This window comes from Longimicrobium terrae, assembly GCF_014202995.1.
Lineage (GTDB): Bacteria > Gemmatimonadota > Gemmatimonadetes > Longimicrobiales > Longimicrobiaceae > Longimicrobium > Longimicrobium terrae.
The window spans coordinates 92557-117374 of sequence record NZ_JACHIA010000002.1; the positions used below are offsets into that span (position 1 = coordinate 92557).

The 24818-nt window shown below is 66.0% G+C and carries 30 protein-coding genes; 23 read left to right on the forward strand and 7 right to left on the reverse strand.

The annotated features are described in order from the left end of the window. The first annotated feature begins 56 nt into the window (after positions 1-56). From HNQ61_RS03975 to HNQ61_RS03995, 5 genes are all read left to right on the forward strand, one after another. The gene (locus HNQ61_RS03975; protein ID WP_170038089.1) at positions 57-647 is read left to right on the forward strand and encodes a GNAT family N-acetyltransferase; all 591 of its coding nucleotides are present in this window, start codon (positions 57-59) and stop codon (positions 645-647) included. A gap of 233 nt (positions 648-880) precedes the next feature. Next, positions 881-1135, forward strand: coding sequence for a hypothetical protein (locus HNQ61_RS03980; protein WP_170038087.1), 255 nt, complete (start codon positions 881-883; stop codon positions 1133-1135). A gap of 107 nt (positions 1136-1242) precedes the next feature. Continuing rightward, positions 1243-1617 carry a DUF1294 domain-containing protein gene (locus HNQ61_RS03985; protein ID WP_205761960.1) on the forward strand — a complete coding sequence of 125 codons (375 nt, stop codon included), beginning with the start codon at positions 1243-1245 and terminating at the stop codon, positions 1615-1617. Between the two features lie 336 nt (positions 1618-1953). Further along, entirely contained in the window at positions 1954-2808 is an 855-nt protein-coding gene (locus HNQ61_RS03990; RefSeq protein ID WP_170038083.1) for a hypothetical protein, read from the forward strand. Between the two features lie 292 nt (positions 2809-3100). Next, on the forward strand, positions 3101-3562 hold the full coding sequence (locus HNQ61_RS03995) for a VOC family protein (protein WP_170038081.1): 462 nt from the start codon (positions 3101-3103) through the stop codon (positions 3560-3562). 757 nt (positions 3563-4319) lie between these two features. On the opposite strand, the gene HNQ61_RS04000 is transcribed toward HNQ61_RS03995, so the two are convergent. Next, positions 4320-4763, reverse strand: a complete 444-nt coding sequence (locus HNQ61_RS04000; protein ID WP_170038079.1) for a sulfite exporter TauE/SafE family protein — start codon at positions 4761-4763, stop codon at positions 4320-4322. Positions 4764-5034: 271 nt separating this feature from the next. Between HNQ61_RS04000 and HNQ61_RS04005 the strand changes: the two genes are divergently transcribed. The 9 genes from HNQ61_RS04005 to HNQ61_RS04045 all read left to right on the forward strand — a co-directional run bounded on the left by HNQ61_RS04005 (position 5035) and on the right by HNQ61_RS04045 (position 14686). Further along, a complete protein-coding gene (locus HNQ61_RS04005; protein ID WP_170038077.1) occupies positions 5035-5973 on the forward strand; it encodes a hypothetical protein in 939 nt (312 codons plus the stop codon). Between the two features lie 91 nt (positions 5974-6064). After that, complete coding sequence (locus tag HNQ61_RS04010; protein ID WP_170038075.1) at positions 6065-6592, forward strand: GNAT family N-acetyltransferase; 528 nt, start codon at positions 6065-6067, stop codon at positions 6590-6592. A 172-nt stretch (positions 6593-6764) separates the two neighbouring features. Beyond that, a complete protein-coding gene (locus HNQ61_RS04015; RefSeq protein WP_183685507.1) occupies positions 6765-6983 on the forward strand; it encodes a hypothetical protein in 219 nt (72 codons plus the stop codon). 317 nt (positions 6984-7300) lie between these two features. Further along, entirely contained in the window at positions 7301-7591 is a 291-nt protein-coding gene (locus tag HNQ61_RS04020) for a hypothetical protein (protein ID WP_170038071.1), read from the forward strand. A gap of 868 nt (positions 7592-8459) precedes the next feature. Further along, positions 8460-8855, forward strand: a complete 396-nt coding sequence (locus HNQ61_RS04025; protein WP_170038069.1) for a hypothetical protein — start codon at positions 8460-8462, stop codon at positions 8853-8855. 115 nt (positions 8856-8970) lie between these two features. After that, complete coding sequence (locus HNQ61_RS04030; protein ID WP_170038067.1) at positions 8971-9639, forward strand: Ig-like domain-containing protein; 669 nt, start codon at positions 8971-8973, stop codon at positions 9637-9639. Positions 9640-10189: 550 nt separating this feature from the next. Next, on the forward strand, positions 10190-10939 hold the full coding sequence (locus HNQ61_RS04035) for an SDR family NAD(P)-dependent oxidoreductase (RefSeq protein WP_170038065.1): 750 nt from the start codon (positions 10190-10192) through the stop codon (positions 10937-10939). A 341-nt stretch (positions 10940-11280) separates the two neighbouring features. Next, on the forward strand, positions 11281-12441 hold the full coding sequence (locus HNQ61_RS04040; RefSeq protein ID WP_170038063.1) for a S8 family peptidase: 1161 nt from the start codon (positions 11281-11283) through the stop codon (positions 12439-12441). Positions 12442-12937: 496 nt separating this feature from the next. Then, a complete protein-coding gene (locus tag HNQ61_RS04045) occupies positions 12938-14686 on the forward strand; it encodes a CHAT domain-containing protein (protein ID WP_170038061.1) in 1749 nt (582 codons plus the stop codon). A gap of 285 nt (positions 14687-14971) precedes the next feature. Here HNQ61_RS04045 and HNQ61_RS04050 read toward each other — a convergent pair whose 3' ends face one another. The 5 genes from HNQ61_RS04050 to HNQ61_RS04070 form a co-directional block, all read right to left on the reverse strand. After that, positions 14972-15460, reverse strand: coding sequence for an SRPBCC family protein (locus HNQ61_RS04050; RefSeq protein WP_170038059.1), 489 nt, complete (start codon positions 15458-15460; stop codon positions 14972-14974). Next, positions 15457-15798 (reverse strand): ArsR/SmtB family transcription factor, encoded by a 342-nt coding sequence (locus HNQ61_RS04055; protein ID WP_170038057.1) that lies wholly within the window; start codon positions 15796-15798, stop codon positions 15457-15459. The genes HNQ61_RS04050 and HNQ61_RS04055 overlap by 4 nt, the downstream gene beginning before the upstream one ends. A 266-nt stretch (positions 15799-16064) precedes the next feature. Continuing rightward, positions 16065-16637, reverse strand: a complete 573-nt coding sequence (locus HNQ61_RS04060; RefSeq protein WP_170038055.1) for a cupin domain-containing protein — start codon at positions 16635-16637, stop codon at positions 16065-16067. Between the two features lie 119 nt (positions 16638-16756). Next, complete coding sequence (locus HNQ61_RS04065) at positions 16757-17344, reverse strand: TetR/AcrR family transcriptional regulator (RefSeq protein WP_170038053.1); 588 nt, start codon at positions 17342-17344, stop codon at positions 16757-16759. 251 nt (positions 17345-17595) lie between these two features. Then, the gene (locus HNQ61_RS04070) at positions 17596-17961 is read right to left on the reverse strand and encodes a hypothetical protein (RefSeq protein ID WP_170038051.1); all 366 of its coding nucleotides are present in this window, start codon (positions 17959-17961) and stop codon (positions 17596-17598) included. Positions 17962-18569: 608 nt separating this feature from the next. Here HNQ61_RS04070 and HNQ61_RS04075 point away from each other — a divergent pair. The 5 genes from HNQ61_RS04075 to HNQ61_RS04095 all read left to right on the forward strand — a co-directional run bounded on the left by HNQ61_RS04075 (position 18570) and on the right by HNQ61_RS04095 (position 21308). Beyond that, on the forward strand, positions 18570-19634 hold the full coding sequence (locus HNQ61_RS04075) for a hypothetical protein (protein ID WP_170038049.1): 1065 nt from the start codon (positions 18570-18572) through the stop codon (positions 19632-19634). A gap of 33 nt (positions 19635-19667) precedes the next feature. Then, on the forward strand, positions 19668-20123 hold the full coding sequence (locus HNQ61_RS04080; RefSeq protein WP_170038047.1) for a cupin domain-containing protein: 456 nt from the start codon (positions 19668-19670) through the stop codon (positions 20121-20123). A gap of 72 nt (positions 20124-20195) precedes the next feature. After that, positions 20196-20396, forward strand: coding sequence for a hypothetical protein (locus HNQ61_RS04085; RefSeq protein WP_170038045.1), 201 nt, complete (start codon positions 20196-20198; stop codon positions 20394-20396). Between the two features lie 58 nt (positions 20397-20454). Further along, positions 20455-20946, forward strand: coding sequence for a hypothetical protein (locus HNQ61_RS04090; RefSeq protein ID WP_170038043.1), 492 nt, complete (start codon positions 20455-20457; stop codon positions 20944-20946). Then, entirely contained in the window at positions 20946-21308 is a 363-nt protein-coding gene (locus HNQ61_RS04095) for a VOC family protein (protein ID WP_170038041.1), read from the forward strand. The genes HNQ61_RS04090 and HNQ61_RS04095 overlap by 1 nt, the downstream gene beginning before the upstream one ends. A 342-nt stretch (positions 21309-21650) precedes the next feature. Here HNQ61_RS04095 and HNQ61_RS04100 read toward each other — a convergent pair whose 3' ends face one another. Next, positions 21651-22505 carry a DUF5715 family protein gene (locus HNQ61_RS04100; protein WP_170038039.1) on the reverse strand — a complete coding sequence of 285 codons (855 nt, stop codon included), beginning with the start codon at positions 22503-22505 and terminating at the stop codon, positions 21651-21653. Positions 22506-22767: 262 nt separating this feature from the next. On the opposite strand from HNQ61_RS04100, the gene HNQ61_RS04105 reads away from it, so the two are divergent. From HNQ61_RS04105 to HNQ61_RS04120, 4 genes are all read left to right on the forward strand, one after another. Further along, positions 22768-23157, forward strand: a complete 390-nt coding sequence (locus tag HNQ61_RS04105) for a DUF3224 domain-containing protein (RefSeq protein WP_170038037.1) — start codon at positions 22768-22770, stop codon at positions 23155-23157. A 75-nt stretch (positions 23158-23232) separates the two neighbouring features. Beyond that, positions 23233-23448 (forward strand): hypothetical protein, encoded by a 216-nt coding sequence (locus tag HNQ61_RS04110; protein ID WP_170038035.1) that lies wholly within the window; start codon positions 23233-23235, stop codon positions 23446-23448. After that, a complete protein-coding gene (locus tag HNQ61_RS04115; RefSeq protein ID WP_170038033.1) occupies positions 23445-24290 on the forward strand; it encodes a DUF3667 domain-containing protein in 846 nt (281 codons plus the stop codon). Before HNQ61_RS04110 ends, HNQ61_RS04115 begins: the two co-directional genes overlap by 4 nt. Before the next feature lie 112 nt (positions 24291-24402). After that, complete coding sequence (locus HNQ61_RS04120) at positions 24403-24804, forward strand: MmcQ/YjbR family DNA-binding protein (protein WP_170038031.1); 402 nt, start codon at positions 24403-24405, stop codon at positions 24802-24804. Positions 24805-24818: the final 14 nt, after the last annotated feature.

A 24818-nucleotide genomic window follows, 5' to 3' on the forward strand; every position in this document is an offset into this window, starting at 1 on the left:
GGCCGCCCGCGCCTCTGCTCCTCTCGCATCAGGCTCGGCTCCGCGACTATCGCGGCGTGTTCATCCTCCTCATGAGCGGCGCCCCCGTCGTCTCCGCACCGCCCCACCTGGTTCAGGCGCTCGCCTCGCGCGTGGCTGCGTGGACGCCCGCGTCCGTCTCGCGCCCGGCGGCGCTGCTCGCCGCGCTCACGGACCTGGGTGCCCATGAGGTCATCGGCCCCGCCTTCATCGGGTATGCCGACAGCGTGGCGGGGCCGGCCGAGCCTGCGACGCGACCGCTCACGGGTGACGACGCGCCCTGGGTGGAGGCCTTGAAGGCGGCCTGCTCGCCCGAGGAGTGGGAGCACGGCGGGAGCGACATCGCGGGGGGGACGGCGGTCGGTGTGTTCGTCGACGGGAGGCTCGCCGCCCTGGCGGGATACGAGGTGTGGGATGGCTGCATCGCCCATCTCGCCATCGTGACGGCCCCGGCGTACCGTGGCCGCGGGCTCGGACGTGCCGCCGTGGGCGCCGCGGCGCGGGCGGCGGTGCAGCGGGGGCTCGTTGCCCAATACCGCACGCTCGATGCGAACGCGGCGTCGGTGCGGATCGCTCATGCACTGGGGTTCGTCCGTTTCGCCACGAGCGTATCCGTGCGTCTGGCGTAAGGACGGCAGGCTCCGCCGCGGCGACCCCGCGCGCCTGACCTGGACGGAAGCCTCACCATCCTGGCCGGCAGGCAGTCAGTGGAGTGATCATCGGCTGCGGCGGATGCCGGGCTTGCACACGTTCGGACAGAGGAAAGGCCTGCACTCCGGCCCCGCACCCCTGACTCTTGTATCGTCAGGCTCACGAACCCATGTTCTGCGGTCCCGCGACCCCACCCCCTGCCGTATGATCGTTGCCGACCAACATGCTCAAGTCAGTCGCCGTTGCAGTGGGGCTTTGCTTGCTGGCCGCGGTCACCGCGGCCGCTCTCGGTCTCGCGGCACTATACGTTGTTCCTTGCTCCTGGTTCGGATCCGCGTTTGAAGGCAGCTGTGGCATGGGGGCCGTTGTCTTCTTCTCCACCGCGTCTGAGGCTCTCGCGGTAGTGTTGGCCATCGTCTTCAACGTTCGCTATTTCCGGAAGAAGAACGCTTCGGCTGGTTTGTGAGGCCAGGTACCGCACTCATCTTGTTGGCGTAGAGGATGGGCGCGTGTGGCCCAGCACCCCCGGCCTCTGTCCATTACGCGACTCCCCACCGATCGGCGACAGTCTCGATGGCGAAGAACAGGCAGACCGGCCGGGCGGGATGGCGAACGGCGGCTGCCATCGTGGCTTTCGGCGCCTTGGTGGCCGGATGGGCTGCAGCGCTGATCGCGCCGGCGGTCGCGACAGGCTTCGGCGCACTGAGCTGTATCGCCTTTTTGCTGTACCGCCATGACAAGAATGCTGCTCAGGCTGGCAGGATGCGCACCATAGAACGGACACTCCACCTGATCGACCTGCTCGGCGGCTGGCCTGGAGGACTTCTCGCTCAAGATCAAGTGCGACACAAGACTCGGAAATTGGAGTTCCAGGTAGTATTCTGGGCGACCGTGGCGATCAATTGCGCGCTGCTGGGCCTGCTGCTCAGTGCCGGCCTACGCGGCTAGCTCTGCTTGTAACTCGCTCATCCCGGCTCACTAACCCCCATCCGCCGCTCGGCTACCCTATCTCACCGCCCGCGGCCTGGCGGTCGGGTGCAGCGGATGAGCCTCGCACCCTGTGGGCAGAGGAAAGTGTTGCCCGGCGGTCCCGCATTCCTGACCTTTTGCGTTGTTCGGCGGTCCGCATAGGACGCGAGTTCCCTCAAGATCTCTGTACTTGATCCCACCCCGCTCATCCACTTGTCTGAGTATTAGATTCACTTGCCTCTGCATGCGTAGGGCAGGCGAGAAGCAGTGGGGAAAGAGTTCTTATCCTCCGGGACCGACATCTGAAAGGCCTGAATGTCAACAAAACTCGCGATGATCGCGCTACTGCTCTACTTTTTGGTTGGGTGCCCCGCCGCCGGAAGTGGTCAGGCATCCTCAACGACCAGGGCTAGAACTGCTACTACTCAGCGCGACACGGGACAGCCGGGCATTCGTGCGCTCGCTAGTACCGATTCATTGGTACTTCTTCAGAGGAAAGAAATTGAGATCCTGCGTGAGTACGACGAAAGTCTGTTGAACACGGTGTACTGGGCTTTGGGGGGTGTATTCACCCTTGCGGCAGTACTCCTTGCATCAGGCTGGTGGGTGAATTTCCGTCTCTACGAACGGGACAAGAACGCAATCAGGGAGGAAATGCTTGTAGCAGTTAGGCAGGAGGTTCGCGCCTTGGATACAGGTCTGCGAGAAGAAGCACGCCGCCAGCAGGATCAGTTCACTGAAGAGCTAAGATTCTTGCGGACTCAGGTTCAGGAGGCGCTGCCGGCTCTAAGGGACGACGTACGGAAGGAAGCTGAACTGGCAGCGACGTTTGCGCTGAATCCGATCGCTAGGAAACTGAACAACTTGGATCACGAGTTCACCGGGCTGAAAATCGACCTACTCGAAGAGGAGGTTGAAAGTCTGAGAAAACGGGGTCCAACGTTAGCTGTCCAGAAGTGTATTGAGTGGCTCCATCTTAGCATCCGCCATGGCAATCCGTTCAACGTAGAGGCAGCCCTTCAGGTGCTTATTGCGCTAGTGGAAGGCGGTGGTGAGTTTTTCCGCAGTGAACTGCGTGAGGCGATCGAGGTGGTACGACGGACCGACGACGAGTCCCCACTGAAGGCGCGGGCCTTAGCGGCGCTGGACTCAGCGAAACTGATGGAGTGAGGAGAACTCCGGGTGCAGAGTGTCTCCTGTACCCGGCGGTGCCCACCTGCGGTACGCCTCTCGGTGTTGGTGGGTGCCGTCGTTCGCGCGCCTAACATCGGCTGCAGCGAGTGCGGGGCCGGCCAAGTTTTCGGCAGGGACACAGGCTTTGCAATGCGGCCCCGCACCCGTGACGCTTGGCATTGTTGGGCAGACACGACCGTCGCGTACCTCCGGGTGGGACTTATCACCGGCTCGCGGCGCGTTGGGAATCTTCGATTACCATCATCCCCCATAGAGAAGACAAGTTCCGATGACGAAGGTGACCCCGTTCCTGATGTTCAACGACCAGCTCGAAGCGGCGATGGAGTTCTACACCTCCACCTTTCCGGACTCCGAGATCAGGAACGTCGCCCGCACCGGCGAGGACGGCCCCATCACCTCCGCCGAGTTCGTCGTCGGAGGTCAGTCGTTCATGGGCTACAACGGGGGGGCGTACTTCAGCTTCTCAGAAGGATTCTCGCTCTACGTGGACTGCGAGGACCAGAACGAGGTCGACGAGTACTGGGACAAGCTCGTCAGCGCCGGCGCGGAGCCCACGGCGTGCGGGTGGATCAAGGACCCGTTCGGCCTCTCGTGGCAGATCGTTCCGAAGCGGTTCATGGAGCTGGTCGGCGACAAGGACCCCGCAAAGGTCAAGGCCGTAATGGAGGCCATGATGACGATGGTGAAGCTCGACGTGGCCGCGTTGGAGCGCGCGTACAAGGAGGCATAGCAGTCCTGCGCCTACACCTGTTCGGTCGATCCAGAACCCAGCATGCGGCGCTGTCGCTTGCGGAGAACATTGAGGCGCGGGTCGTCGCATGAAACGTTGAAGCGTTTGGAAGAGCCGCCCAACAGGGCCGATGCGCCGAATGGACATCCGCCGGCCGCTGATCAGCAGCGGGGCATGCCGCAGAGGATGAACACACGGGCGCTGCGGGGAGGATCACCCGCGGCTGCCGTGTGTTCATCGCCTACCCCGGTTCCGCCTACGAGACGCCCCACGGCCTCCCGGGACACGGCAGGCCATCCCAACTCGTCGTGCGGGGCGTGCAGTTCCTGCGTCGCAAGGCAGCTTCGGTGAGTGACGGCGCGGGTGTCAGCACCCCTGCGTGTCGCGAATGACTTCCGGCAGGCACAACGACTCCGGAGAAGCGCTTTCACTGGGTGTCCACGCACCCATGTATCCGTCGCTGGACCGCGCGTGCACCGTTCCTTGTGCCGTTTGCAGCTTCTCCGCGTATCCCGCTCGCCCGGGGACACATGAGCCTCGGCCCAGCGGACCGACTTTATCTAGTCGAAGTAGATCCACACTGCAGCACCTCGTCCATCTTTGCCATGGGTGGGTATATTGGCATGTTGCTGATGTAAGAGCCAGAAAACGTGTGCGGGAAACCTGCGTATAGCCCCCGGACCTGCAGTTACGGCAACGGTGTCCCGTGACTCGGACCCAACAGGGGCCGATGCATCGTGCTCAAGCGGCCGTGCCTTCAAGACACTTGCGCGGGGCTCTCCGCGGACGTTGGAGCGGCGGGCCGGCCTTCATCCCCCCACCACATCCTGAAAGCCACCAGGAAGAGGAAGATTGCGAACGCGCGCCGTAGTGCTAACGGCGACATGCCCTGCGCGTAGCTTGCGCCGAAGTACGCCCCCACCGCGAGCCCCAGCGCGATAAAAAGGGCAGCGACCACGTTTACATTGCCGTGCTCGTAGTATTGCCACGCGCCCAGCGCCCCGACTGGAAGCAGGAGTGCCGCCAGAGAAGTACCCGTCGCCGTCGCGGGTGGCATGCGCGCCAGCAGGAGCAATGCAGGCACGATCAGCACCCCACCTCCGATGCCGAAGAGTCCCGAAAGCACGCCCGCCACCAGCCCGATAGCAAGAAAGAGGAGAATGCTCACCGTGTCCGTCCTTGACTTGATCGTGTTAAGCATGACAGTGTGCCGGATGTGATGTCAATCGGCGGAGCTGTCATTATGCCGCGGCCGTCTGATCCGCGCCAGCGCCCGTTATTCCGCGGGGTTGCACCTTAGTACTACCCAAGGGGAATACACGAATTAAAGTCTTGATGAGTGTGGATTCATGATGTATACTGCTCGGCAGCCTCCGGTAAAAGGCGTCGTTAAGATGACGCGCGAGTTCCTGGGGTGCGTTGCTCTTCATATTTGATGCTCTATTCCTTCCTACCTGATCAATGCGGATTTTATGTCGAACGTTGAGAACAAGCCACTCCTCCGTACAGCGTGGATCATCGCTGCGGCCGCATCGAGCGCGGTCGCCATCGTCGCGGGAAACGCAGCGAACCTGTTTCAACTCAAAGAGGCAATCGGGTGGTGGCGGGTTGCAATCGCCGTTACCATCGTCAGCCTCGCCGCGGCCGGTTACGCCACGATGCGGCAGATGCGTGCCATGGACCGGCGCGCGCGGGCAATGGAAGACCGCGCGCAGGAGTTGGAGAGCCAGGTCGATGCCATGAAGCGGAAGACTGAGGTGGAGTACCTTCGCACCCCGGATGAAGTACTGGAAAAGGCCGCTTCGCTGTTGTTGGATAGCAAAGATCGTCTCGACTACTATGGAGGGATCAATCTCATCAACGCGGACGCAAGTGAAGAGGTGCGGGAAAGGGTCGCGAAAACAAAGCTGGCCAGGTGGAAGAACACCCTCAGTGACAAGCTCCGCGACGACCGGTTCGCCGTCACGCGCTACATCGACTTCCTGCTTCCCTCCGAACTCGCCGCACTTTATGACGAGCAACAGGTGCCGCAAAGACAGATCATGGAGCAGGTGGAAGAGTACAGAGATTGGATCAGAACGCAAAGAGAGTCGCTGAACCATGGCGCCGCCCGCAATGGGTTTTTCAACCTTCGCGGGGCGCCCATCTGGCAGTGGGGCATGCATGTGCTCGTTTTTGACCGCAAGCACGTGATGTTCGTGTATACCGATACGCGGCGCAACTACCACGCGCTCCTCCTCGCCGACAATCCCGAGGCGGCGACCGATATCCAGGAAGCGTTCTTGACTTGGCACGAGAGCCTGAGGCGCCGCCCCGTCTCTCTTGAGCAGATGCGAGCGGCGGAGCAGGATGCGGAGGATTGGCTGAAGCCATTTCGGGAGCGTGAGAGGTCAGCGCAAGCGATGGCGTGAACCGCCCGTGCGGGTGCACCCTGTCTGTACGTAGCGATCCGATTGCGAGCGGTCGCTTACACTTCTCCCATCACCCCTCTGCTATCGATCCATGTTGATCCGAACCGCGGCTGCACTCGATCTCCCGTCGATCGTCGGCATCTACAATCAGGCAGTGCTGGCGGGCTTCCAGACGGGAGACCTAGAACCCGTCTCTGTCGAGTCTCGCCAAGGCTGGTTCGAGAGCCATGGTCCGGAGACTTATCCACTGTACGTGGCCGTCAGTGACCAGCATGTGGCAGGTTGGTGCTCACTGAGTGCCTACCGTCCCGGTCGCGCCGCGTTCCGCCACACGGCGGAGATCAGTTACTATGTGGACAGCGCTTACCGGCGACGCGGCATCGCGGCCGCGCTCATCAAGCACGCTGTGGCAGACTGTGCGCGACTGGATTTCCGAGCGCTCTTCGCGCTCGTGCTCGATGTGAACCAAGCCAGCCAATCGTTGATAGTCCGTCAAGGCTTTGAGCAATGGGGTTTCTTGCCGGGTGCCGCCTGGTTTGGAGAAACCGAGGTGGGCCACCTGATCTACGGCATGCGTCTGCATGTCGGGGCGGGCACGGAGCCCAATCACACCAGCTAAGGCGATGCCGATTGCCTGAAGCAATGCCCCGGGCGATAGAGGATGCCCCATCAACGCCCTTCCCGTCCGACGGGATGGAATGGTGCCGCCCCCGCCCGAGTTCACTGCATCGCATCATCCTGCCTCGCAGGCGGCTGACAAACCTATGGCGGATTTCTCGACCAAGCGGTCCATGGCCGTCACGAACGCATCCGCCCTTGTCCTCGGCGAAGTGCGGGCGCGCTTTCTTTCCGAGGCGGCACCCGCGGTCGAGCAACTACTTGCAGTGACCGAGCTGCCGGGCTTCGGCGAGCCAGGCTTTGACCACCTGCGCGATCGCGTGCACCGGGCCGCGCTGAAGGTGGCGGAGGCCGACGCGACGCCGTTCAGCAACGGGTTGCGGGGCTGCTGAGACTGGTGTGACCTTCTGGTGTCGGCTGACCTCGGAACGAAGGCTGGCCGGCGGTGCTTTGCGCCGCCGGCTGTCCCGTCCCCTGAAGAGCGGCCTGGCCCTGGTGCGCGACCACGTCCGTCCACGTTTACCGGCGGATAGGCGCTGGCCATCCATCCGACGATCTTCTGCTGGGAGTCGCGGGGCTCCCGCGTGCTTTCAGCCAGACGAAGGCGTGTGCGGCGACCACGCACCGCTGATCCCTGGCGTAATCAGGCATCCGGGCCAGCATCCTCATGTCCGCAGAAATTCATCCCCCCCCCGCGAGCGTTTTTGAGATGAACAGAAGCATCCACGCCTATCTTACCCGGCCGGCCGCCAACCCTCGTCACCTGGCCCTGTCCTACGCGGGGTGTGCGGCCCTCATGGCCGTCGCGGCCGCCTGGCTCGCACGCATTCAGCCCGCGGGCTGGGTACAGCTCCAGATGGGCGTCACTCTGCTGCTCCTCGCGTTTCTTGCCTTCGGGTACCTGAGCTGGCGGGGTGAGCACATCCGCTGGAATGGCCGCGCCCGGTGGGGAATCGTCGTGGCGCTTGCCGGAGTTCTCGCGCTCATCCTCCCTCTCTGAGCGGACTCCGCCGCCAAGCGAGGGCCGCGGCGGCGGATCGGATCTGCTGGCGGTGGTCGGCAGGGCAGGGGATACCGGCTCCTGACGCACGACTGCCGCCTGACCATCGGCTGCGTGGGATGCGGGATCGTGCTTTGGATGGATGACAGGTTGCGCGCCGGCCCCGCGCCGCCGATGATGGCATTCTTCGGCGGCTCACACATCGGAGATTTCACGGGTGCGCAAACTCCCGGTCGTTGCCTCGATTCTGTCTGCGCTGCTGCTGACGGCGGCCGCGCCAGCGCCCCCGTGCGCGGCGTGCAGCTGCATGCGGGATCCCAACCAGCCGCTCGCGGACGCGGTGCCACAGGCGTACGGGGCGGCGCGCGCCGTGTTCACGGGGCTCGTCATCCGCGCGCATTACGTGACCTCCCGGGAAGCACTCGCGGGAGCTGATCCCTACTCCGTCCGCTACGACGTGGTGGTGGACAGGAGCTGGAAGGGGCCCCCGGCTCGGGATACCGTTGTCGTGACCTCCGCCGGCAACGTGGCGATGTGTGGAGCGGACCTGTGGCGGGGTCGTAAGTACCTGTTCTACGCAGATTCAAGCGCCCCTGAGGGGCTGACTGCGTTCGGTTGTTCACGAACGGCTCGCCTGAGCAGCGTCCAGCCCGAAGAACTCCGCCTGCTCGGGCGGCTTCGTTCATCGCGCCCCGCCGCGCCAGGTCAGGTGCCGCCGTCGGATCGAAACCGTACCCCGCAGACTGATTCCGTCGGCTCAGCCGCGCCGCGCTGAACCTGCGCCCCCGGCCCGGCCACCGGGCCTGCGTGCCGGCCCCGCATTCCTGAGCCCCGTGCCGACATCAAGCCCCGCCTGCCACTCATCGTGATGCGCCGAAGCCTGCTGGTGATTGCCGCGACTGCCACTCTGCTGGCGAGCGCCGCGAATCCGCACTTCATCTTTGGGGGCGCCTACGATTTCTACGGGGTCGGCCCGTGGTGGCAACTGGCGGGCGCGTACCTCTGCCTGGGGGCGGTCGTCGTGGGCGCGGTCCTTGTCTGGCGCGGTTCGGCGAGGCGCGGGTTTGTGCTGCTCGGGTGCGAACTGCTCCTGTATCTGTCCGTGACGGCGGGATCCGCTTTGCGCGCGGGTAGGGGGCACTTCTCGAACGGGTGGGGTGGCAGCTTTCTCTCCATGTTCTACATCGCCATCGGCTTGCGAGTGATCCTGCTGTACCTTGCACATCGGGAAGCCAGAGATGCTCGCACGTCGGTCGTGGCCTGAGAAGCGGCCGAAGTGGATGCGGGGGCCTTATCCATCGAGCGACCAGAAGGATTGCGCGCGTCCCCGCGGCCACGACCCTCGTGTTCCTCCGCGGCCATCCAAGCACGAATCCTCGATGAAGCTGTTCCCTGCTCTGTTTCTGGCGTGTGTAGCTGCCTCGTGCCTGCCAATCCGGGAGGGCGAAGCGCTTTGCCTGCAGGAGAGATCCAGCGAACCTTTTGTCGTGGGTGACGCCGCTACGCTCCGTGTTGGACGGGTGGATGCGGACGATTTCTTCTGTGCCGATGAAAATTCGCGGCCGTACCGCTGGCACTCCTCCGATGCGGGCGTTGCATCCGTCGATGGCAAGGGACGCCTGCGGGCTCGCAAGCCGGGGAAAGTGTGGGTCTCGGTAGCCCAGGACACGCTCCGCGACTCGGTACAATTCCTCGTTCTGCCACCTGTCGCGCGGATCAGGATTGAACCGCGGGGTGGGCGGATTCGCGTGGGCGAGAGCGCCGTGTTCCGCATCGTGGCTACCGATGCAGCTGGGAACCCGGTCCCTGATGCGGAAGTGGAGTGGTTCTCCGGCGGCTTGGAATCCAGTTTCTACGGACCGGGCGAGCGGGGACCCTGGTCCTTCGCCCGGCGCGGCGCGACGCGGGCGGTCTGGGCATGCAGGCCCGGCAGGAGTTCGCTTCAGGCAAGGACCCGCTACCTTGAAGATCGCGTCCCGCTCGAGTTCCTGCCCGCCGCCAAACCCGGCGCTGCAGCCGACACCGCGCTCGAGAACCACTCGTGTTGATGGTCCTGCTCGCGCCGGCGCGCCTCAGCCTGGTGTCAGGCCTGCAACCATCGGTGCCACCGGCCGGAGCAGCGCGCGCCACAGCCGAGGGCGCGCGACGAGTTCCAGACTCGAAGGCAATCCATTCCAGCCCCGGCCAGCAGGATGAACCCGATCTTCCGCACCTCTCTGCCGATCCGACGCTCTGTCCACGCCTTCACCGACGAGCCGTAGCCGGGGTTCATCCAGCCCAGGAGCGCTCTTCTTCAACCTCCAGAGGAACTCCTGCCGTAGCCGTGTGCCGGCCCCGCACTTCTGACCCTGTGGCGCCTCTGCGCCACGGCCAAGCGCTGGTGGCCGCGGCGCCGCGTCCCTCACCTTCGTTGCCGGCACCAGCCCGGCGCCCGCGGTGACTCGGCTCTCCGGGAACAACGGCTTCCCCCGCCGGCAGCCGTGATCGGCTCGTCAATACGGCGACGGCCTTGCCGTCCCGCCCTGTTCTGCGAGAATGCTTCGCGCGTGGGCGACACCTTTGAGTGCGCTCATCAACTTTCAAAAGAAAAGACGTTCCATGCAGACGAGGGCCGGGTTCCATGACAAGGTGGCGCTGGTGGTGGGCGGAGCGTCCGGAATGGGCAACGCCGTGGTGCGGCTGCTGATCGCGGAGGGCTGCCGGACGCACGTGCTCGACATCGCGCAGACGGCGGACGGCGTGTTCCAGACGTGTGACGTGCAGGATTACAGCCAGGTTCGCCAGTGCGTGCAGAACGTCGTGGACCAGGAAGGCCGGATCGACCTGCTCTTCGTGGCCGCGGGCGTCCATCTGTTTGCCGGCATCGAGGAAACCAGCATCGAAGAGTTCGAACGGGTGTTGTCCATCAATCTCAAAGGCCCGTTCTACGTCATGAAAGAAGTTCTTCCCGTCATGCGGAAGCAGCAATATGGCAATGTCGTGCTGATGGGATCGGACCAGGTATTCATCGGCAAGGGATCCAGCACGGTCTATGGGATGAGCAAGGCGGCGCTGGGGCAGTTTACCAAGAGCAGCGCCATCGACTACGCGCCTTACAACGTGCGCGTCAACTGCATCTGCCCCGGCACGATCGACACGCCGATGCTGGCGACCACGCTGGAAGTTTTCCATCAGAAGAGCGGCACGCCGATGGAGGAGATCCATGCATCCCTGCGGACGGCCCAGCCCATCCAGCGGCTTGGCACGCCCGACGAGATCGGCAGGGCCGTGCTGTTCCTGCTGTCGGATGACTGCCGGTTCATGACGGGCGCGCTGCTCAGCGCCGACGGCGGGTACACCGCGCAGTAGGTGAACCCGACGGCGCCGGACCTGGGACAGTGCCGGGTCCGTCGCCGTCGATTGGCGGGCGTGCTGTGAGCCGGAGCCGGCGGCCCGCCGGGCCATAGCCCGCCCGGACACCGTGACTTTTCTGGCGCGAGCGGCGTCCATGCTGTAAGTTCCGCTCGCGGGTCAGTGCCGTTACGCGTAGAGTCGCCGCGGTGCCGAGATCCGGTGTCGCTCCCGCTCCAGCATTTCCGCACGCCCTGCCGCGCAGGCACTCTCCGCATCCCGCCCAGGTCATCCGTCTCCGTCACGGCCCATCTCCGGTCACGCGAGAGGGTCAGCGTCTCCTCCCCATCGAAAGCTCCATGAAGAAGCTGTCGGCGTTCGCTGCGGCCGCGCTCGTTCTCGCTGCCGCCTGCGGCGACGTTACCGCGCCCGGCGGTGCATCTCACTGTTCCAGGGACAACATTGCGACCGGCCGCAACCAGGCCGAATGCAGCTACATCGTCAGCGTCCACGATGGGATCAGCCCCGAGGCCGTCGCGCGCGACCACGGCGTGATGCCCCATTTCGTGTATCACGACGTGCTGCACGGCTTCGCGGGCTGGCTCGCCGACTCCACGCGGGACGCGCTGCTGGCGGACCCGCGCGTGGAGATGATCGAAGCAGACGCCATGGAGTTCGAGCAGACCATCCAGAGCGGCGCCACGTGGGGGATTGATCGCGTGGACCAGCGCGCACTCCCGCTGAACGGCAGCTACAGCTACGCCTCCACCGGCGCCGGCGTGACCGCGTACATCATCGATACGGGGATTCTGCTGTCGCACAACGAGTTTGGGGGCCGCGCCGTAAAGGGCTTCGACGCGGTTACGCCGGGCGGGAACGCACAGGACTGCAACGGCCACGGAACGCATGTCGCAGGCACCGTGGGCGGAGCCACCTACGGCATCGCCAAGGCCGTAAAGCTCGTCGCCGTGCGCGTTCTGAACTGCGCCGGCAGCAGCACCACCTCCACGGTGATCGCCGGGGTCGACTGGGTCACCCACAACCACGCGCCCAACGCTGTCGCGAACATGTCGCTTGGCGGGGGCGCCTCGGCGATGCTCGACAACGCGGTCGCCGCGTCCATCGCGAGCGGTGTGACGTACGTCCTTGCGGCGGGAAACAGCAGGGTCGACGCGTGCGGCTTTTCACCGGCACGCCTTCCGGCGGCCATTACCGTTGGCGCCACGGACGCCACGGATACCCGGGCGTCCTTTTCCAATTTCGGCACCTGCCTCGACATTTTTGCGCCCGGCGTAAACATCAACGCGGCGTGGCACACGGGCACGACAACGACCCACACGATCAGCGGAACCTCCATGGCCGCGCCGCACGTGGCAGGCGTGGCGGCGCTCTATGTAGCAAGCCATCCGGGCGCCACGCCGCAGCAGGTGCGCGACGCGCTGGTCGCCAACGCAACCACCGGCGCCGTCAAGAACGGCGGTACGGGCTCGCCGAACACGCTCCTGTTCTCCAACTACTGATCCTCCCGCGCGCCGCGCCGGCAGCGGTGCGCCCGTCAGATGCCCACGGGGCGCGTGCCGGCCAGCTCTGCATCCGCAGGGTCGTCACCAGTCTGCTGGATGATCCACGAACGACGGGCCCCACGGCGTCTCATTGCCGCCGGGCCCGTCTGTTTCGTTGACAGATTCGCCGAGCAAGACTCTTGCGCGGCGCCCCCGCATCCCTGACCGTTGTGTCGCCAGCCCGATGGGCAGACCGGGCGGGCTGCCGCGGCCGGCGAGGTGCCGGCCCAGCCTTCGGATGCAGGGCTGTGGCGCGCGTCCATGATTTCACGACGAAGCGCTGCGCCTTCTCGCACAGGTGACGCTTGCAAGCGTTGAGTAGTTGCTGGTTTGATGTGTGGCTATTGCAGATGTTCCGTGGCGCGGTGCCGTGCAGGACTTGATACAGATCAATGGGATGAACTCATGGCCGGTTCTGGAACCGCGCCGACCTTTTTCCTGAAGATACTTGATAATGCGCAGAATTCTCGTCTTGGCGGCCAACCCGGTGGACACGTCACAGCTTCAACTGGCCAAGGAAGTTCATGACATCAAGGAAGGCCTTCTGCGTTCGCGCCATCGCGACGAATTCGAGTTTCTGACCGAATGGACCGTCACTGCCCGCGGGCTGCGGCGGGCGCTGCTGGATCACCAGCCTGAATTCATCCATTTCTCCGGACATGGCAACCAGCGGGGCATCTCGCTCGAAGACGAGTCGGGTGCAACGCAGCGCGTGAGCACCGAGGCGCTGGCCGAGCTTTTTGCACGCTTTTCCGACCACCTGCGCTGCGTTCTGCTCAACTCGTGCGATTCCCAGCCGCAGGCCGAGGCGATCAGCCAGGGCATTCCCTACGCCATCGGCATGCGCGGCAAGGTGGCCGACGAGGCCGCGGTGGAGTTCGCGGTGGGGTTCTATGACGCGGTGGGCGCGGGCAGAACCATCGACGACGCCTTTGCCCTGGGCTGCAACGCCATCCACAACATCGGGCTGCCAGACCACTCCCGCCCGGTGCTCTATCGTCAGCGCGCCGACAATGTTGAGCCCGCGGCTGAAGAACACGCCTCACCCGTCCCCGGCAAAGCCGCGCCTCCTCCCATCGATCAGGGTCACGAACGTCCTCCGCCCGAGAATAAGGAGCGCGCCCACGTGGCGCCGTTTTTTCAGTTTCTGCAAACCGCACTGCGGCTGGGGCTGCAATCGGGAGGCAGACGGTTTGCGCCTCGCATTGTCGGCGCCGGGCTTTACTCGGCCGTTGTTGCGCTCCTGATCACCACGCTCTTCTGGCTGCGGGAGCCGGAAGTCCAGAGGATCGCGTTTTTTGTCCTGGCTCTGCTGGGGCTGCTCATCGTTGTACTCATAATCCTGCCGGATTTGAATCCGTACGTAGGTAACTTTCTCGCTACGGTGGTGATCCTCGGCCTGGTTGGCGCGATCGTGTGGGGTGCTTACAACATCGCCAAGATCAACGGCCCGCCTGCACCTGGGCCAACGCGGCAGAACTTCGACGCCATGGGCAGGATTCGCTTTGAGGATGGCCGGCCGGCGGAAGGCGTCGCAGTGTCGATTCCTCTGCTGCGCCTGAGTGACCGGACGAATGCGAACGGTACTTTCTCTCTTGGTGAGATCGATTACCTGCCCGGAAAAGATACCGTCGATCTGCAGATCGCAGTGAATGATACGGTAACGGTATTCCGGCGGCGGATCGCTTTGAATGCAGAGTCGTTCGACATCGTTCTTGCCTACCAGCCACCTCCGGAGCTGCCTGTCCCTACGGTAGCCTCGCCGGGGCCTGACACGACCCGGCCTGATCAGCCCAGCCAAGATCCCCCCGAACCTGAGGCTGTGCGGCGACCCCAACTCACCAGCGGTGTCGTCGCGGGCTACGTGAACGCGGCGATCGGCGGGGAGCAGTACAAGCACTTCGGGATGAACGTTACCGGATCTGGAACATGCCGCCTGCGAGGACGGGTGCAGGTTCTCCGTGGCGGCAACCGGGATGTTCACGTCGTGGTGCTGACCGCGGAAGAATTCGAGCCCTACAAGGTCAAAGGTCCGTACTCCGAAATCTTTCGAGAGCGGAACACGTCGGATTACACGCTGGATGTGGAGCTTCCCGGCCCGGGACGCTATGAACTGGTGGTCTCGAACCGCACGTCGTGGCTCACTCCCAAGTACGTTCTGGTGGAGAACGTAAGATGGGAATGTTCAGGGGCAGCATCGTAACCAGCGGGGCGCGGCGAGCCCTGCAACCAGATCACCGCCGGCAAATTTCGATGTGCGTTGATGCCGTGCGCGGCCGAAGATCATTACGGGGATGCTGGCCCATGCTCCGTTCGCGGGGTTCGAGATTGTCGTCTCTGACGCGTAATGACTGTCGAAACAGCCGCACACGATTCACCAGGGCTCATCGGCGGCCTCTGGACGACGGACGAGCAGAACGGCCCCGCGGCAGCATCGCCGCCGGGCCGTTCTGCTTTTCAGCGCAGTCGACTTGAACTCGCCCCTGAACTACTTCAACGAGGTCACGAGCGCCACAAGCTGGTCGGTGGCGATCTCGGTGCCTTCCAGCCAGCCGGACGTCCTGTTGTTCTCGAGGTCGGCTGCATCCCGGTGCAGCGCCGTAAACACGTAGCGTGTTCCGGTGCCCTCGGCCTGCATCGTCACGACGGCGGTGATGGGAATGTCGTCGAACACGGCCGGGCGATAGCCGGGAAACAGCATGGACGTCCAGACGAGCCGCTCCATGGGAACAACGTCCAGAAAACAGCCGAGGTTCGGAAACGGCTCGCCATCTCCCACCGCGATGTCGATGCTGAACATGCCGCCCGGGCGCACATCCATCTCGGCTCGCGCCACGCGCCCCCACTCCCGGGGCATGTACCACTCCTTGAGGTGCTCCGGCTTGGTCAATGCCTCCCACACGAGCCGCGCCGGTGCATCGATGAAGCGTTCGATGACGATGTCGAGCTTGGGATTGGCCGCGAACTGCTGGTTCATGGTTCCGATTCCTTTTCCTTGAGGGATTTGACGTATTCGTCGAACTGGTCCAGCCGGGCTTCCCACAGCCTGCGGCGCGCCGTTAGCCAATCTTCGGCGACTGCGAACGGTTCGGGCGCGATCTCGTACGTCCGCACCCGGCCCTGCTTGGTCGACGTCACCAGCCGGCTTCGCTCCAGCACCGACAGGTGCTGCACGAACGAGGGGAGTTTCATGTCGAACGGCGCCGCCAGTTCGCTGACGGTGGCCGGTCCCACGGACAGCTTCTCCAGAACCTGCCGCCGCGTGGAATTGGACAAGGCGTAGAACACGTCGTCAGCGACTGCGGATGGGACCATTTCAGCACCGGTCGGTGGGTTGGGTTGCCCGAACGAACACGGAGAGTCTAGCACCGGATATTACTAAGGTCAATACCTAAGTATTCATCCGCTCACGCCGGGCTGCGATCGGGGACAGTGTAGAAGCCGCGAGCCCCCGCCGGGCCCGCTGCGCGACGGAACACGGCAAACCGGCCCCACGGCGTGATCACCGCGGGGCCGGCTGGCTGCTGCTGTGTGTTGTCCGCGGCGGAAACGCGCGCATCGGAGATGGAGCGCGCGGCGGTTCAGGGAAGGAGGAACTCCGAACGGTACTTCGGCGCGAGGGCCAGCACCTTTGCGAGCGCCTCGGCGCGCAGGGCGGGGTCGGGCGGCGGCGGCGCGCTCGTCCGCGTGGCGACCGGCACGCCGATTTCCAGGAACATCTCCTCCTGTCCCGCGGGCGTGCACATGCACAGCAGGCGGGCCGGCGCATCGGACTCGTTGCGGAACGCATGCGGCGCGTTCGCCGGCACGTTGATGGTTTCGCCGCTGCGCAGCGCAATCGTTTCGCCGCGGAACGTTACCCGCACCTCGCCCTCCAGCACCGTGAACATCTCCTCGAAGTCATGCCGGTGCGGGGGCGGACCGCCGCCCGGCGGGACCAGCATGTCGATCAGAGAGTAGCGTCCCGCGGTGTCGCGCCCGGAAAGCAGAATCGTGTACGTGCCGGTGCCGATGCCCACGTGCGGCAGCGTGTCGTCGGTTTCGGGACGCGCGATGGCCAGCGTGCGGCTCGGATCATCCCGCGGGATGGGCGGATACGCGTCCGCCGCGGCAGCAGGCGGTGTGTCGTCCTGCTGCCCGGTCGTCGGTTGCATCTTCGTGCTCCGGAACTGGATGTGAGAAAGGGCCCGGCACCATCATTCTTGACAAATCAGTCCAAAACCAGCCGTGTGATCGTTTCGCGGCTGCATCTCGCGCCCCCTACAACGCCCGGTCAGGCGCTGGCGGGGGAGAGCTGGTCCACCGTGAAGTCGGCCACCTCGCGCAGTTCCGTCGACGACGCGCCGGCCTTGGCGCGCACCATGAGGCCGGCGCGCACGGTGAGCACCGCCCGTGTGGCGCGGCGCTCGTCCAGCGTCGCCGCGATGTCGCCCCGCGTCTTGGCCTGCAGGATGACGTCGCAGACCGCCGCCTCGAGTTGGTCGCCGCTGGGCTTGAGCGCGGCGAGGATTTCCGGATCCTGCCCGCCGTGTTCGGTGAACGCGTTCACGGCCAGGCAGCCGAGGCCGCGCCGCGCCTTTTCCGTATCCGCCGGCCCGCGGAGCAGCGCGCGCAGCCCGTCCAGCGGGGCCAGCCCGCGCATCACCGCGATCTGCCGGCCGATCTCCCCGCGGGAGTAGCTGCGCAGCGCCTCCAGGTAGCAGCGCCGCTTGTCGCCGAACGTGTCGTAAAAGCTCTGCCGCCCGATGCCCATGGCGCGCGCGAGGTCATCGGTGGTCGTGGCGGCGTAGCCCTGCCGCCAGAACACCTCCACGCCCGCCTGCAGCGCCTCGTCACGGTCGAAACTCCTGGGTCGTGCCATGAGAGGAGAGTATGGGTTCTGGACAAGATTGTCAAGAACGCGATCTGACAAAGTGGTGCCGCGTTCGCATCGACAGAGATCCGTCCTGCGGTGGATGACAGAACCGGCCCGCGAGATCATCGCCGCGGGCCGGTTCTGCGTGTGTCAGAGATGAGCAGAGGTCCGGAGTGAAGGTCCCGAACTCCGTCGTCGCATGTCCGATAGCAGGGAAGGGATGTGGCGAAGTTCATCCGCCGCCCCCGATCACGATATCAGGCGAAGCCGTGCGGTTGGGCAGCGATGGTTTCCTCGGGGATGCACCACGTCACACAGCTGCGCGCGCACGTGGCGGCACAGGTGTCGGCGCCGCAGCTTGCGGTACAGGTGGCTGCGCAGGTCACCGCGCAGCTGTCGCACGATCCGTTGCAGCTCACCGCGCACGAGTTGCCGCAACTGTCGCAGCTGGCCAGCGGGGTGTCCACGCACAGCGGACTGCCGCACCGCGGGCTCTGCGGCACGTTGTACATCTCGCCGGCGATCGCGCGTCCCAGCACGGTGCCGCGGCCGGCGCCTTCCAGCGTGGTGGTCTCAAACGTCTCTACGACGAGGGCTTCCAGGTTCAGGCTCAGCTTCTTCATGGCGGCCTCAGCGGATTGAAAGGCGGGTGTCTTCGCACGGCGGCGCTCCCGCCGCGCGCTCAAGAGTAGCATCGGCGAGGAACGAATCCAATCATTATCTGCCTGATCTTGAAGCTCTCGGGCTCACGATCTTTTTGCTGCGATGGACGGAGCCGCTGTCCATCGAGCGGCACCGCCGTCCCTCCTCCGCAGGGAGGCCGCTCAGCCCGCGCGCGGATTCCATCATCCGCTTCCGCCGCGTTTCGGTCGCCATCCACCGGGCAGAACCGGCCTCCGGATGACTGCGCGCACGGCCTCGAAAACGGCGCCGGGGCCGACGCGGGATCGGCGGATGCGCGATCACAGGTGGTGTCGGGGCCGGTCGTCCATCCTTGCCCCGTACGGGCGGGCAGGCGAGATTCGGACGGCGTAATCCACCTGTTTTCCGCCTCTGCTCGACGTGCATCCCTCGCCCGTGACGCACGGAATCGAGAACGCCCGACCGACGGCGCGGGCGTGCCGGACGTGTTGAGGCCGGCGGGTTCGCGGCGCAGATGCCCGGCCCGGAACGGCGTCCGCCCAACCGGCGGAACCGCCTTGCCGGTTCGTCATCCAACCCCCTGTGGCCCATGCCCTTGCGCGCCCGAAGCCTGCTGCCCGTCCTGGTGCTCGCGTTGCTGGGCGCGTGCCGGCAGGTGCCCACGGCGAGCGTACTCGCGCTCGGGGACGGGGACGTCGTCTGGCGGCTGCCGGACGATACGCCGTATGCGCTCGCCGCCTCCCCCGATGGTGCGCTGTTCCTCAGCACGATGACGGGGGCGGTGTACCGCGGCGAGTCCGGAGGCAGCGACTGGCTCAAGATCGCGCAGGTGGTTCCCGCCGATTTCGGCAGCCCGCACCTGCAGCTGCAGGCATTCTCCCGCAGCAGCTTCTTTGCGGTCGCCGGCAGCCGGGTGTACCAGTGGACGGAGGGCGGCTCCCTTCGCGAGCACGACATCCCCACCGCGGACTCCACGGAATTCTGCAGTGACTATACAGCGACGGTCCAACTGCGGGACATGTGGGGCCGGGATGAGCGGGATGTGTATGTGGTAGGGACGCATGGAACCATTCTGCACTATGACGGGGCTTCGTGGACGCTGGAACTCCACCCGCTGCATGCTCGGGCGCTCTCTCTCTGCGAGGCTTCCCTGGGTACGGACCTGCACGTCGTCGGCGGCGATGCGGCGGGCGTCTACGCGGCCGGATCGAGCTTCATCCGGAAGTCGCATGCAGGCCGCTGGGAAGAGATGCCGCGTCCTGAGGGAGAGCAGACAAGCGGCCTGATCTCCGCCGTCGTCGCTCTCCCCGGTGGCGTTCTCTACGCCGGTGGGGATTTTCAGCGGTTTGGAGACGAGCCGCCGTACCGCTTTGCGGATCCAGCGCGGCTGTTCCGCCTGCGCGCGGGGCGATGGGACGTCCTTACGCCCCGGCTGCAAAGCGTCCACGCGCTGCGTGGCGGCTCCGCCCAACTGGACGGGCAGGCCCTGTTCTGGAACGAGCACGGCGACATCGTGATCGTGCGCGACAGGTCGGTCCGCCTGTTCCGGGTCAGCGAGATTGGACGGCTCCGTGGAGCGGTCCTGAACGGGCGGGACCTGTACATCACGGCCAGCGCGGGCGACACCGCGGTCGTCGTGCGACTTCGTCCGTAGCGGGCCCATGCATCCTCTCAGCCCACGGCTTTCATGAGTGATCCGCAGGAACGTCCTGACCGGCTGATCGTGCTGGGGCCGGGAGAGGGCAGGGCGTACGACTGCGGTGCCGTGCGGGCCGTGTTCAAGGCGGATGAAGGCGAGACCGCGTCACGCTACTCCGTCTCGGAGTGGTGGGTGGAGGCGAACCACATGGGCGCGCACCCGCACGTTCACGAGGCCAACGAGGAACTTTTCTTCGTCATCCAGGGCACCATGACGTTTCAGGTGGCCGGCGAGGATGTGGAAGCGCCCGCGGGAACGTTCATCCGCATCCCCGCGGGCGTGATGCACGGGTTCGAGAACCGCTCATCGGACCGCGCGGGCGTGCTGAACGTGTTCATCCCCGGCGGATTCGAGTCGCGGATGCCCGCCATCGCGGCATGGTACGCGGCCAATCCGCAGAGCCCGTTGATGGCAGAAGTCGAACGACCCGGTTCCGGCGACTGATCGCGAGCGTGATGCAATCCGCCCCCGCCGCCCGCTTTTCGCCGCAAACCCTCATCCACCCCGAGTTCTGCCATGCCCGCTGGATCTGTCTCGCCGAACGACCGGTTTCGCCGCGCGCTCGGGATGGTGTTCGCCGTCGCCGGGCTCGTGTGGCTGTGCCTTGCGCTGTACAACGCGCGGGGTGACGGCCGCTTCAACTGGAGCGGCCTGGTGCCGTTCCTGGTGCTGATCGCGGGGATGAGCCTCGCACGCTCCGGACGCCCCCGCGGCTGAGTTCCGCATCCGCGCCCTTCCCGTCATCCGCTTCTACATCTCTCCCTGCAAGACAGACATGATTGCTCGCCGTTCTTCCATGCTGCGCGGCCTGATCGCCGGCGCGATGCTGATGTGCGCCACCGACCTGTCCGCGCAGACCGCCGCGGACTCCAGCCCCGTGGTGCAGCCCGGCAGCCGCGTCCGCATCACCGCGATGGATTCCCTTCGCGTCACGGGGCGCGTGGCGGCCATCAACGATGAGCGGCTGTTCGTGCAGCCGCGGCACGGGGCGCCGGTCGCCATCCCCATCACCTCCATCGAATCCGTGCAGGTGAGCCGCGGGCACCGCAGCCGCACGCTGAAAGGCGCGCTGGTGGGCGGACTGGCCGCCGGGCTCACCATGTTCACGTGGGCGGAATTCGTAAGCGATGCGCCGAACAAAGAGGCCGGGGACAGCCAGATTCTCGCCGTGCTGGCCGCCGTTCCCGGCGCGATCATCGGCACGGTGGTGGGATACCTGACCTCGCCCGAGCGGTGGGTGTCCGGCGTCGTCCCCGGCCGCCGCTGATGGGCGTTCTGGGGCTGGACCACGTGCAGCTGGCCATGCCCGCGGGTGAGGAGCCGCGGGCCGTGGCGTTCTATCGCGACGTGCTGGAGATGGATGTGGTGCAGAAGCCGGAGCCCATGCGCGCCAACGGCGGCGTGTGGTTCCGGTCGGGCGCGGCGGAGGTGCATCTGGGCGTGGAGCCGGACTTTGCGCCTGCGCGCAAGGCGCACCCGGCGCTGCGCGTCGACAACCTGGACGTGCTCGCCATCCGCTGCGAGTCGGCGGGATTCGAGATCCTGTGGGACGACCGGTACCCCGGCGTGCGCCGCTTCTACGTCGCCGACCCGTTCGGCAACCGCGTCGAGGTCATGCAGCCCGCATAACGGTTTGTCATCCAGCAAAGACGACGCGCAGTTCGCTCCTGATTCCGTGCGTCTTCCGGCTTCTACTGCCCCTCACGCGGGGGTCGCGGGGGTCGCGGAGGTCGCGGTGGAAACAGCAACGAAAGGCGAAAAGAGGATGCGCCTCCTTTTTTCTCAACGCTGGTTCCAAACCTTTTGAGACTGGCCGGGCTCCCGCTTTATCTTCCAAAGTTCTGGTGTCGTGCCGCTTGGCCGGCCCAGCGGACGGAAATCCCTCCGCGACCTCCGCGAACCCCCGCGGCCTCCGCGTGAGGGCGGTAAAGCTGTCCGCAGCACGTCAGCATGCGCGCTCACGATCACGCGTCAGGGATAGCGGCGCGCGACGGTGAAGTGGTAGACGGGCTGCTGGTCCTCGATCATCACGTGCAGCGCGCCCTCATCCCGCAGCTCCAGCAGCGCGCGTCCCAGCATGGCTTGGAGCGGCTTTGCGTTCTCCTTGCCAACTTCCTCCAGCACCCTGGCCCGCAGCCCGGCCGCCGCGTCTCCCGGACGCGGCACGGGGACGGCGAATCGCTCGTGCGATACGTCGATGGTGGTGCCGAACTCGTGCGCACTCACGATTCGCGACGCGTACGAGTTGATCCGGCGCAGGTCCGCCTGGCTCTCGTCCGTGCGGATGGCGGACGTGACCTTCATGCGGTAGTGCGGCAGCCCCGCGCTGTCCAGCCGCGCGTGAAAGCGGCGGCCCAGCTCCACCAGGTTGGCGCGCGCGTCGGGCGTGACGTACGGGCTGGAGTGGTCCATCCTGCGCAGCACCCAGAACTCCGTGCTGTCGCCCAGCGCCACCAGCCGCCCCGCGCGCACCAGTTCGCGGATCTGCGCCTCGCCCGACGCGCGCTGCCCCAGCCGCTGCGCCGTGGCGATCTGCTTCTTGTTCACGTCCTGCCGAAGCCGGCCCACCTCGCTGGCGCCCAGCACGCGCACCGTGAGCATGGCCGCACGCACGGAATCCGCCTGCGCCGCGACGCTCGCCTGCGCGGTGGCGGAATCGGCGGCGGTCAGCACCGGCGGCGCGGGCGGGGGAGCCACGGCCGGCGCGGCGGCGGTGGTTGGCCGGGCTTGCGGGTCCGTGTCGGGATTGGTGTAGCCCCGGTGTTCATCGCCGCCGCATGCCGCGGCCAGCACGGCCGCCGCGGCGATCGCCGGCAGGTGTCGCATTCCGTACATCCGTTCCCGTTGCCATCGTTGAAAGGAAGCGGGAGACAGGGGCCAGATGCATGCCATGTTTCCGGTCAGCCGCGCGGCCGCGTCCCGTCCCGGCGGCCCTCCGTCGGCGGAAAGTGGATGCCGGAGAGCGGATTCCGCCGCCGCAGGTGCGGAGGGTCCGAAGCCGCCACCGTCCGCGGTTGACAGCGGCGGCCGGCACCGGCACTCTGCTGTCTCCGCCCACACCCCGTTTCCGAGCCCTGAAAGATACCCGATGACGCACGTGACCGGCCCGTTCGAGGTCAAGATGACGCCCCAGGCGGACGAGGGATCGCCGCTGGGCCGCATGCTGCTTGACAAGCAGTACCACGGCGATCTGGAGGCCACCAGCATCGGCCAGATGCTCGCGGGGATGACCGCGGTGACGGGTTCCGCGGGGTACGTGGCGATGGAAAAGGTGATCGGCGCGCTGGACGGACGCGCGGGCACCTTCATCCTGATGCACATGGGTGTGATGGACCGCGGCGCCCAGAGCCTCACCATTTCCGTCATCCCCGACTCGGGGACGGGCGAGCTGGAGGGACTTTCCGGGACGATGAAGATCGTCATGCCTGACGGGAAGCATGCGTACGAATTCGACTACGAGCTTCCCGCCACGGCCTGAACCATCCGCGGGACGGCGCGCCGGCGACCTCCGTCCGGCGCGCCTCGTCCGTCCTCTCCCCGAAGGCAGACCCTCATGGCATCTCCCATCTGTCCCGACTGCCAGCGTCCGTTGGAAGGCGGGTTCATGCTGAGCAACGACGGCACCTCTCCCACGGTGGGGATGTGGGTTCAGGGCGCGCCGGAAAAGGGCCGGTGGACGGGCCTCAAGCTCAAGGGAAAGCGGCAGTTGCCCGTGTACGGGTGGCGCTGCCCGTCGTGCATGCAGGTGCGGCTGTACGCACCGGAATGAGCGTGTCCGCGCCCGCCGCACTCGCGATGCCGTCCGTGGGGGCATGCGAGAACTGCGGCGCCGCGCTGGCCGGCCGCTTCTGCCACGAGTGCGGGCAGGCCGCGGAGCCGCCGTCGTCCACGGTGGCGGGCGTGCTGCGGGCGCTGGCGGCGGACCTCACCAGCGTGGACTCGCGGGTGGCGCGAAGCGTGATCCGCCTGCTGGTGCGCCCGGGGGAGCTGACGGCGGAATACCTGGCCGGCCGGCGCGTGCGCTACGCCCAGCCGCTGCAGCTGTACCTGGGTGCCGCGACGGCGTTTTTCTTCGTCAACGCCTACCGCCCGTTCGTCACCTTCGATCCCGCCACGCGGCGGGTGGTGAGCTCGCTGAACGCGGCCGGCGTCAGCGGCGACATGGGCGCGTCCGTCCTGGATCAGCTTACGGCGCGGGGGATTTCACTCCCCGTATTCCAGGAGCGGTTCGAGGCCGCGGTGGCGGGCTACCTGCCGGTCTTTCTGGTGGGCTCGGTGCTGCTGTTCGGCCTGGTGGTGGCGGGATTTCACCGGCGCGCGCGGCGCGGATACCTGGCCCACGCGGTGTTCGCGCTGCACTGGAGCGCGTTCTATCTGCTGCTGATGATCGCGGACCGGCTACTTCCTGATCAGAAGCCGGGACGCGGGCCGTGGGGCGCCGTGCTGGCCGCCATCGCCCTGGCGTACCTCGCGATCGCCCTCCGGCGCGTGCACGCGGAATCGTGGCTGCGGACGGTGCCCAAGGCGATTGGCCTCTTTCTCGTCTACCAGATGCTGCTGACCGTGTGGATGATTTCCGCCATCGCGGTCGCATTCACGCTGCTGCTGTGATGGGCCGGGAGACGATCGGTTTCCGCCGCCGGTGTGAATCGCTTCCGAGGATGGAAACACTCCTGCTCCGTGGAGAACGGTTCCTGTCCACCCCACTCCTTCCGCGCCAGCGATGAGCGCCGCTGATCTCCCGGCCGACGCCGGTCCCCCGGCCGATCGCAACGCCCTAGACCGGGTGCGGGCGATCTGCCTGTCGCTCCCGGAAGCGTTCGAGCAGGCGGCGTGGGGCGAGCCGACGTTCCGCGTCCGCAAGAAGATCTTTGCCATGCACGCCAGCGCGGGAACGCACCACGGCCGCGGGCGCGACGGGTTGTGGTGCGCGGCGCCGGTGGGCGTGCAGCAGATGCTGGTGCGCGCGCGGCCGGACGCGTACTTCATTCCGCCGTACGTGGGCGTAAAAGGATGGATCGGCATTCACATCGACGCGGTGGACGACGCCGAGCTGCGCGGGCTCATCATCCAGTCGTACTGCCGGATCGCGCCCCGGAAGCTGCAGGCGCTGGTGGAAGATTGAGGGCGGGGAACGGG

Excerpts from the sequence above, each read along its gene's own strand:
- HNQ61_RS03985 (WP_205761960.1), top strand. The coding sequence starts at position 1,243 with ATGGCGAAGAACAGGCAGACCGGCCGGGCGGGATGGCGAACGGCGGCT.
- HNQ61_RS03990 (WP_170038083.1), top strand. The coding sequence starts at position 1,954 with ATGTCAACAAAACTCGCGATGATCGCGCTACTGCTCTACTTTTTGGTT.
- HNQ61_RS03995 (WP_170038081.1), top strand. The coding sequence starts at position 3,101 with ATGACGAAGGTGACCCCGTTCCTGATGTTCAACGACCAGCTCGAAGCG.
- HNQ61_RS04000 (WP_170038079.1), bottom strand. The coding sequence starts at position 4,763 with ATGCTTAACACGATCAAGTCAAGGACGGACACGGTGAGCATTCTCCTC.
- HNQ61_RS04005 (WP_170038077.1), top strand. The coding sequence starts at position 5,035 with ATGTCGAACGTTGAGAACAAGCCACTCCTCCGTACAGCGTGGATCATC.
- HNQ61_RS04010 (WP_170038075.1), top strand. The coding sequence starts at position 6,065 with ATGTTGATCCGAACCGCGGCTGCACTCGATCTCCCGTCGATCGTCGGC.
- HNQ61_RS04015 (WP_183685507.1), top strand. The coding sequence starts at position 6,765 with ATGGCCGTCACGAACGCATCCGCCCTTGTCCTCGGCGAAGTGCGGGCG.
- HNQ61_RS04020 (WP_170038071.1), top strand. The coding sequence starts at position 7,301 with ATGAACAGAAGCATCCACGCCTATCTTACCCGGCCGGCCGCCAACCCT.
- HNQ61_RS04025 (WP_170038069.1), top strand. The coding sequence starts at position 8,460 with ATGCGCCGAAGCCTGCTGGTGATTGCCGCGACTGCCACTCTGCTGGCG.
- HNQ61_RS04030 (WP_170038067.1), top strand. The coding sequence starts at position 8,971 with ATGAAGCTGTTCCCTGCTCTGTTTCTGGCGTGTGTAGCTGCCTCGTGC.
- HNQ61_RS04035 (WP_170038065.1), top strand. The coding sequence starts at position 10,190 with ATGCAGACGAGGGCCGGGTTCCATGACAAGGTGGCGCTGGTGGTGGGC.
- HNQ61_RS04040 (WP_170038063.1), top strand. The coding sequence starts at position 11,281 with ATGAAGAAGCTGTCGGCGTTCGCTGCGGCCGCGCTCGTTCTCGCTGCC.
- HNQ61_RS04045 (WP_170038061.1), top strand. The coding sequence starts at position 12,938 with ATGCGCAGAATTCTCGTCTTGGCGGCCAACCCGGTGGACACGTCACAG.
- HNQ61_RS04050 (WP_170038059.1), bottom strand. The coding sequence starts at position 15,460 with ATGAACCAGCAGTTCGCGGCCAATCCCAAGCTCGACATCGTCATCGAA.
- HNQ61_RS04055 (WP_170038057.1), bottom strand. The coding sequence starts at position 15,798 with ATGGTCCCATCCGCAGTCGCTGACGACGTGTTCTACGCCTTGTCCAAT.
- HNQ61_RS04060 (WP_170038055.1), bottom strand. The coding sequence starts at position 16,637 with ATGCAACCGACGACCGGGCAGCAGGACGACACACCGCCTGCTGCCGCG.
- HNQ61_RS04065 (WP_170038053.1), bottom strand. The coding sequence starts at position 17,344 with ATGGCACGACCCAGGAGTTTCGACCGTGACGAGGCGCTGCAGGCGGGC.
- HNQ61_RS04070 (WP_170038051.1), bottom strand. The coding sequence starts at position 17,961 with ATGAAGAAGCTGAGCCTGAACCTGGAAGCCCTCGTCGTAGAGACGTTT.
- HNQ61_RS04075 (WP_170038049.1), top strand. The coding sequence starts at position 18,570 with ATGCCCTTGCGCGCCCGAAGCCTGCTGCCCGTCCTGGTGCTCGCGTTG.
- HNQ61_RS04080 (WP_170038047.1), top strand. The coding sequence starts at position 19,668 with ATGAGTGATCCGCAGGAACGTCCTGACCGGCTGATCGTGCTGGGGCCG.
- HNQ61_RS04085 (WP_170038045.1), top strand. The coding sequence starts at position 20,196 with ATGCCCGCTGGATCTGTCTCGCCGAACGACCGGTTTCGCCGCGCGCTC.
- HNQ61_RS04090 (WP_170038043.1), top strand. The coding sequence starts at position 20,455 with ATGATTGCTCGCCGTTCTTCCATGCTGCGCGGCCTGATCGCCGGCGCG.
- HNQ61_RS04095 (WP_170038041.1), top strand. The coding sequence starts at position 20,946 with ATGGGCGTTCTGGGGCTGGACCACGTGCAGCTGGCCATGCCCGCGGGT.
- HNQ61_RS04100 (WP_170038039.1), bottom strand. The coding sequence starts at position 22,505 with ATGCGACACCTGCCGGCGATCGCCGCGGCGGCCGTGCTGGCCGCGGCA.
- HNQ61_RS04105 (WP_170038037.1), top strand. The coding sequence starts at position 22,768 with ATGACGCACGTGACCGGCCCGTTCGAGGTCAAGATGACGCCCCAGGCG.
- HNQ61_RS04110 (WP_170038035.1), top strand. The coding sequence starts at position 23,233 with ATGGCATCTCCCATCTGTCCCGACTGCCAGCGTCCGTTGGAAGGCGGG.
- HNQ61_RS04115 (WP_170038033.1), top strand. The coding sequence starts at position 23,445 with ATGAGCGTGTCCGCGCCCGCCGCACTCGCGATGCCGTCCGTGGGGGCA.
- HNQ61_RS04120 (WP_170038031.1), top strand. The coding sequence starts at position 24,403 with ATGAGCGCCGCTGATCTCCCGGCCGACGCCGGTCCCCCGGCCGATCGC.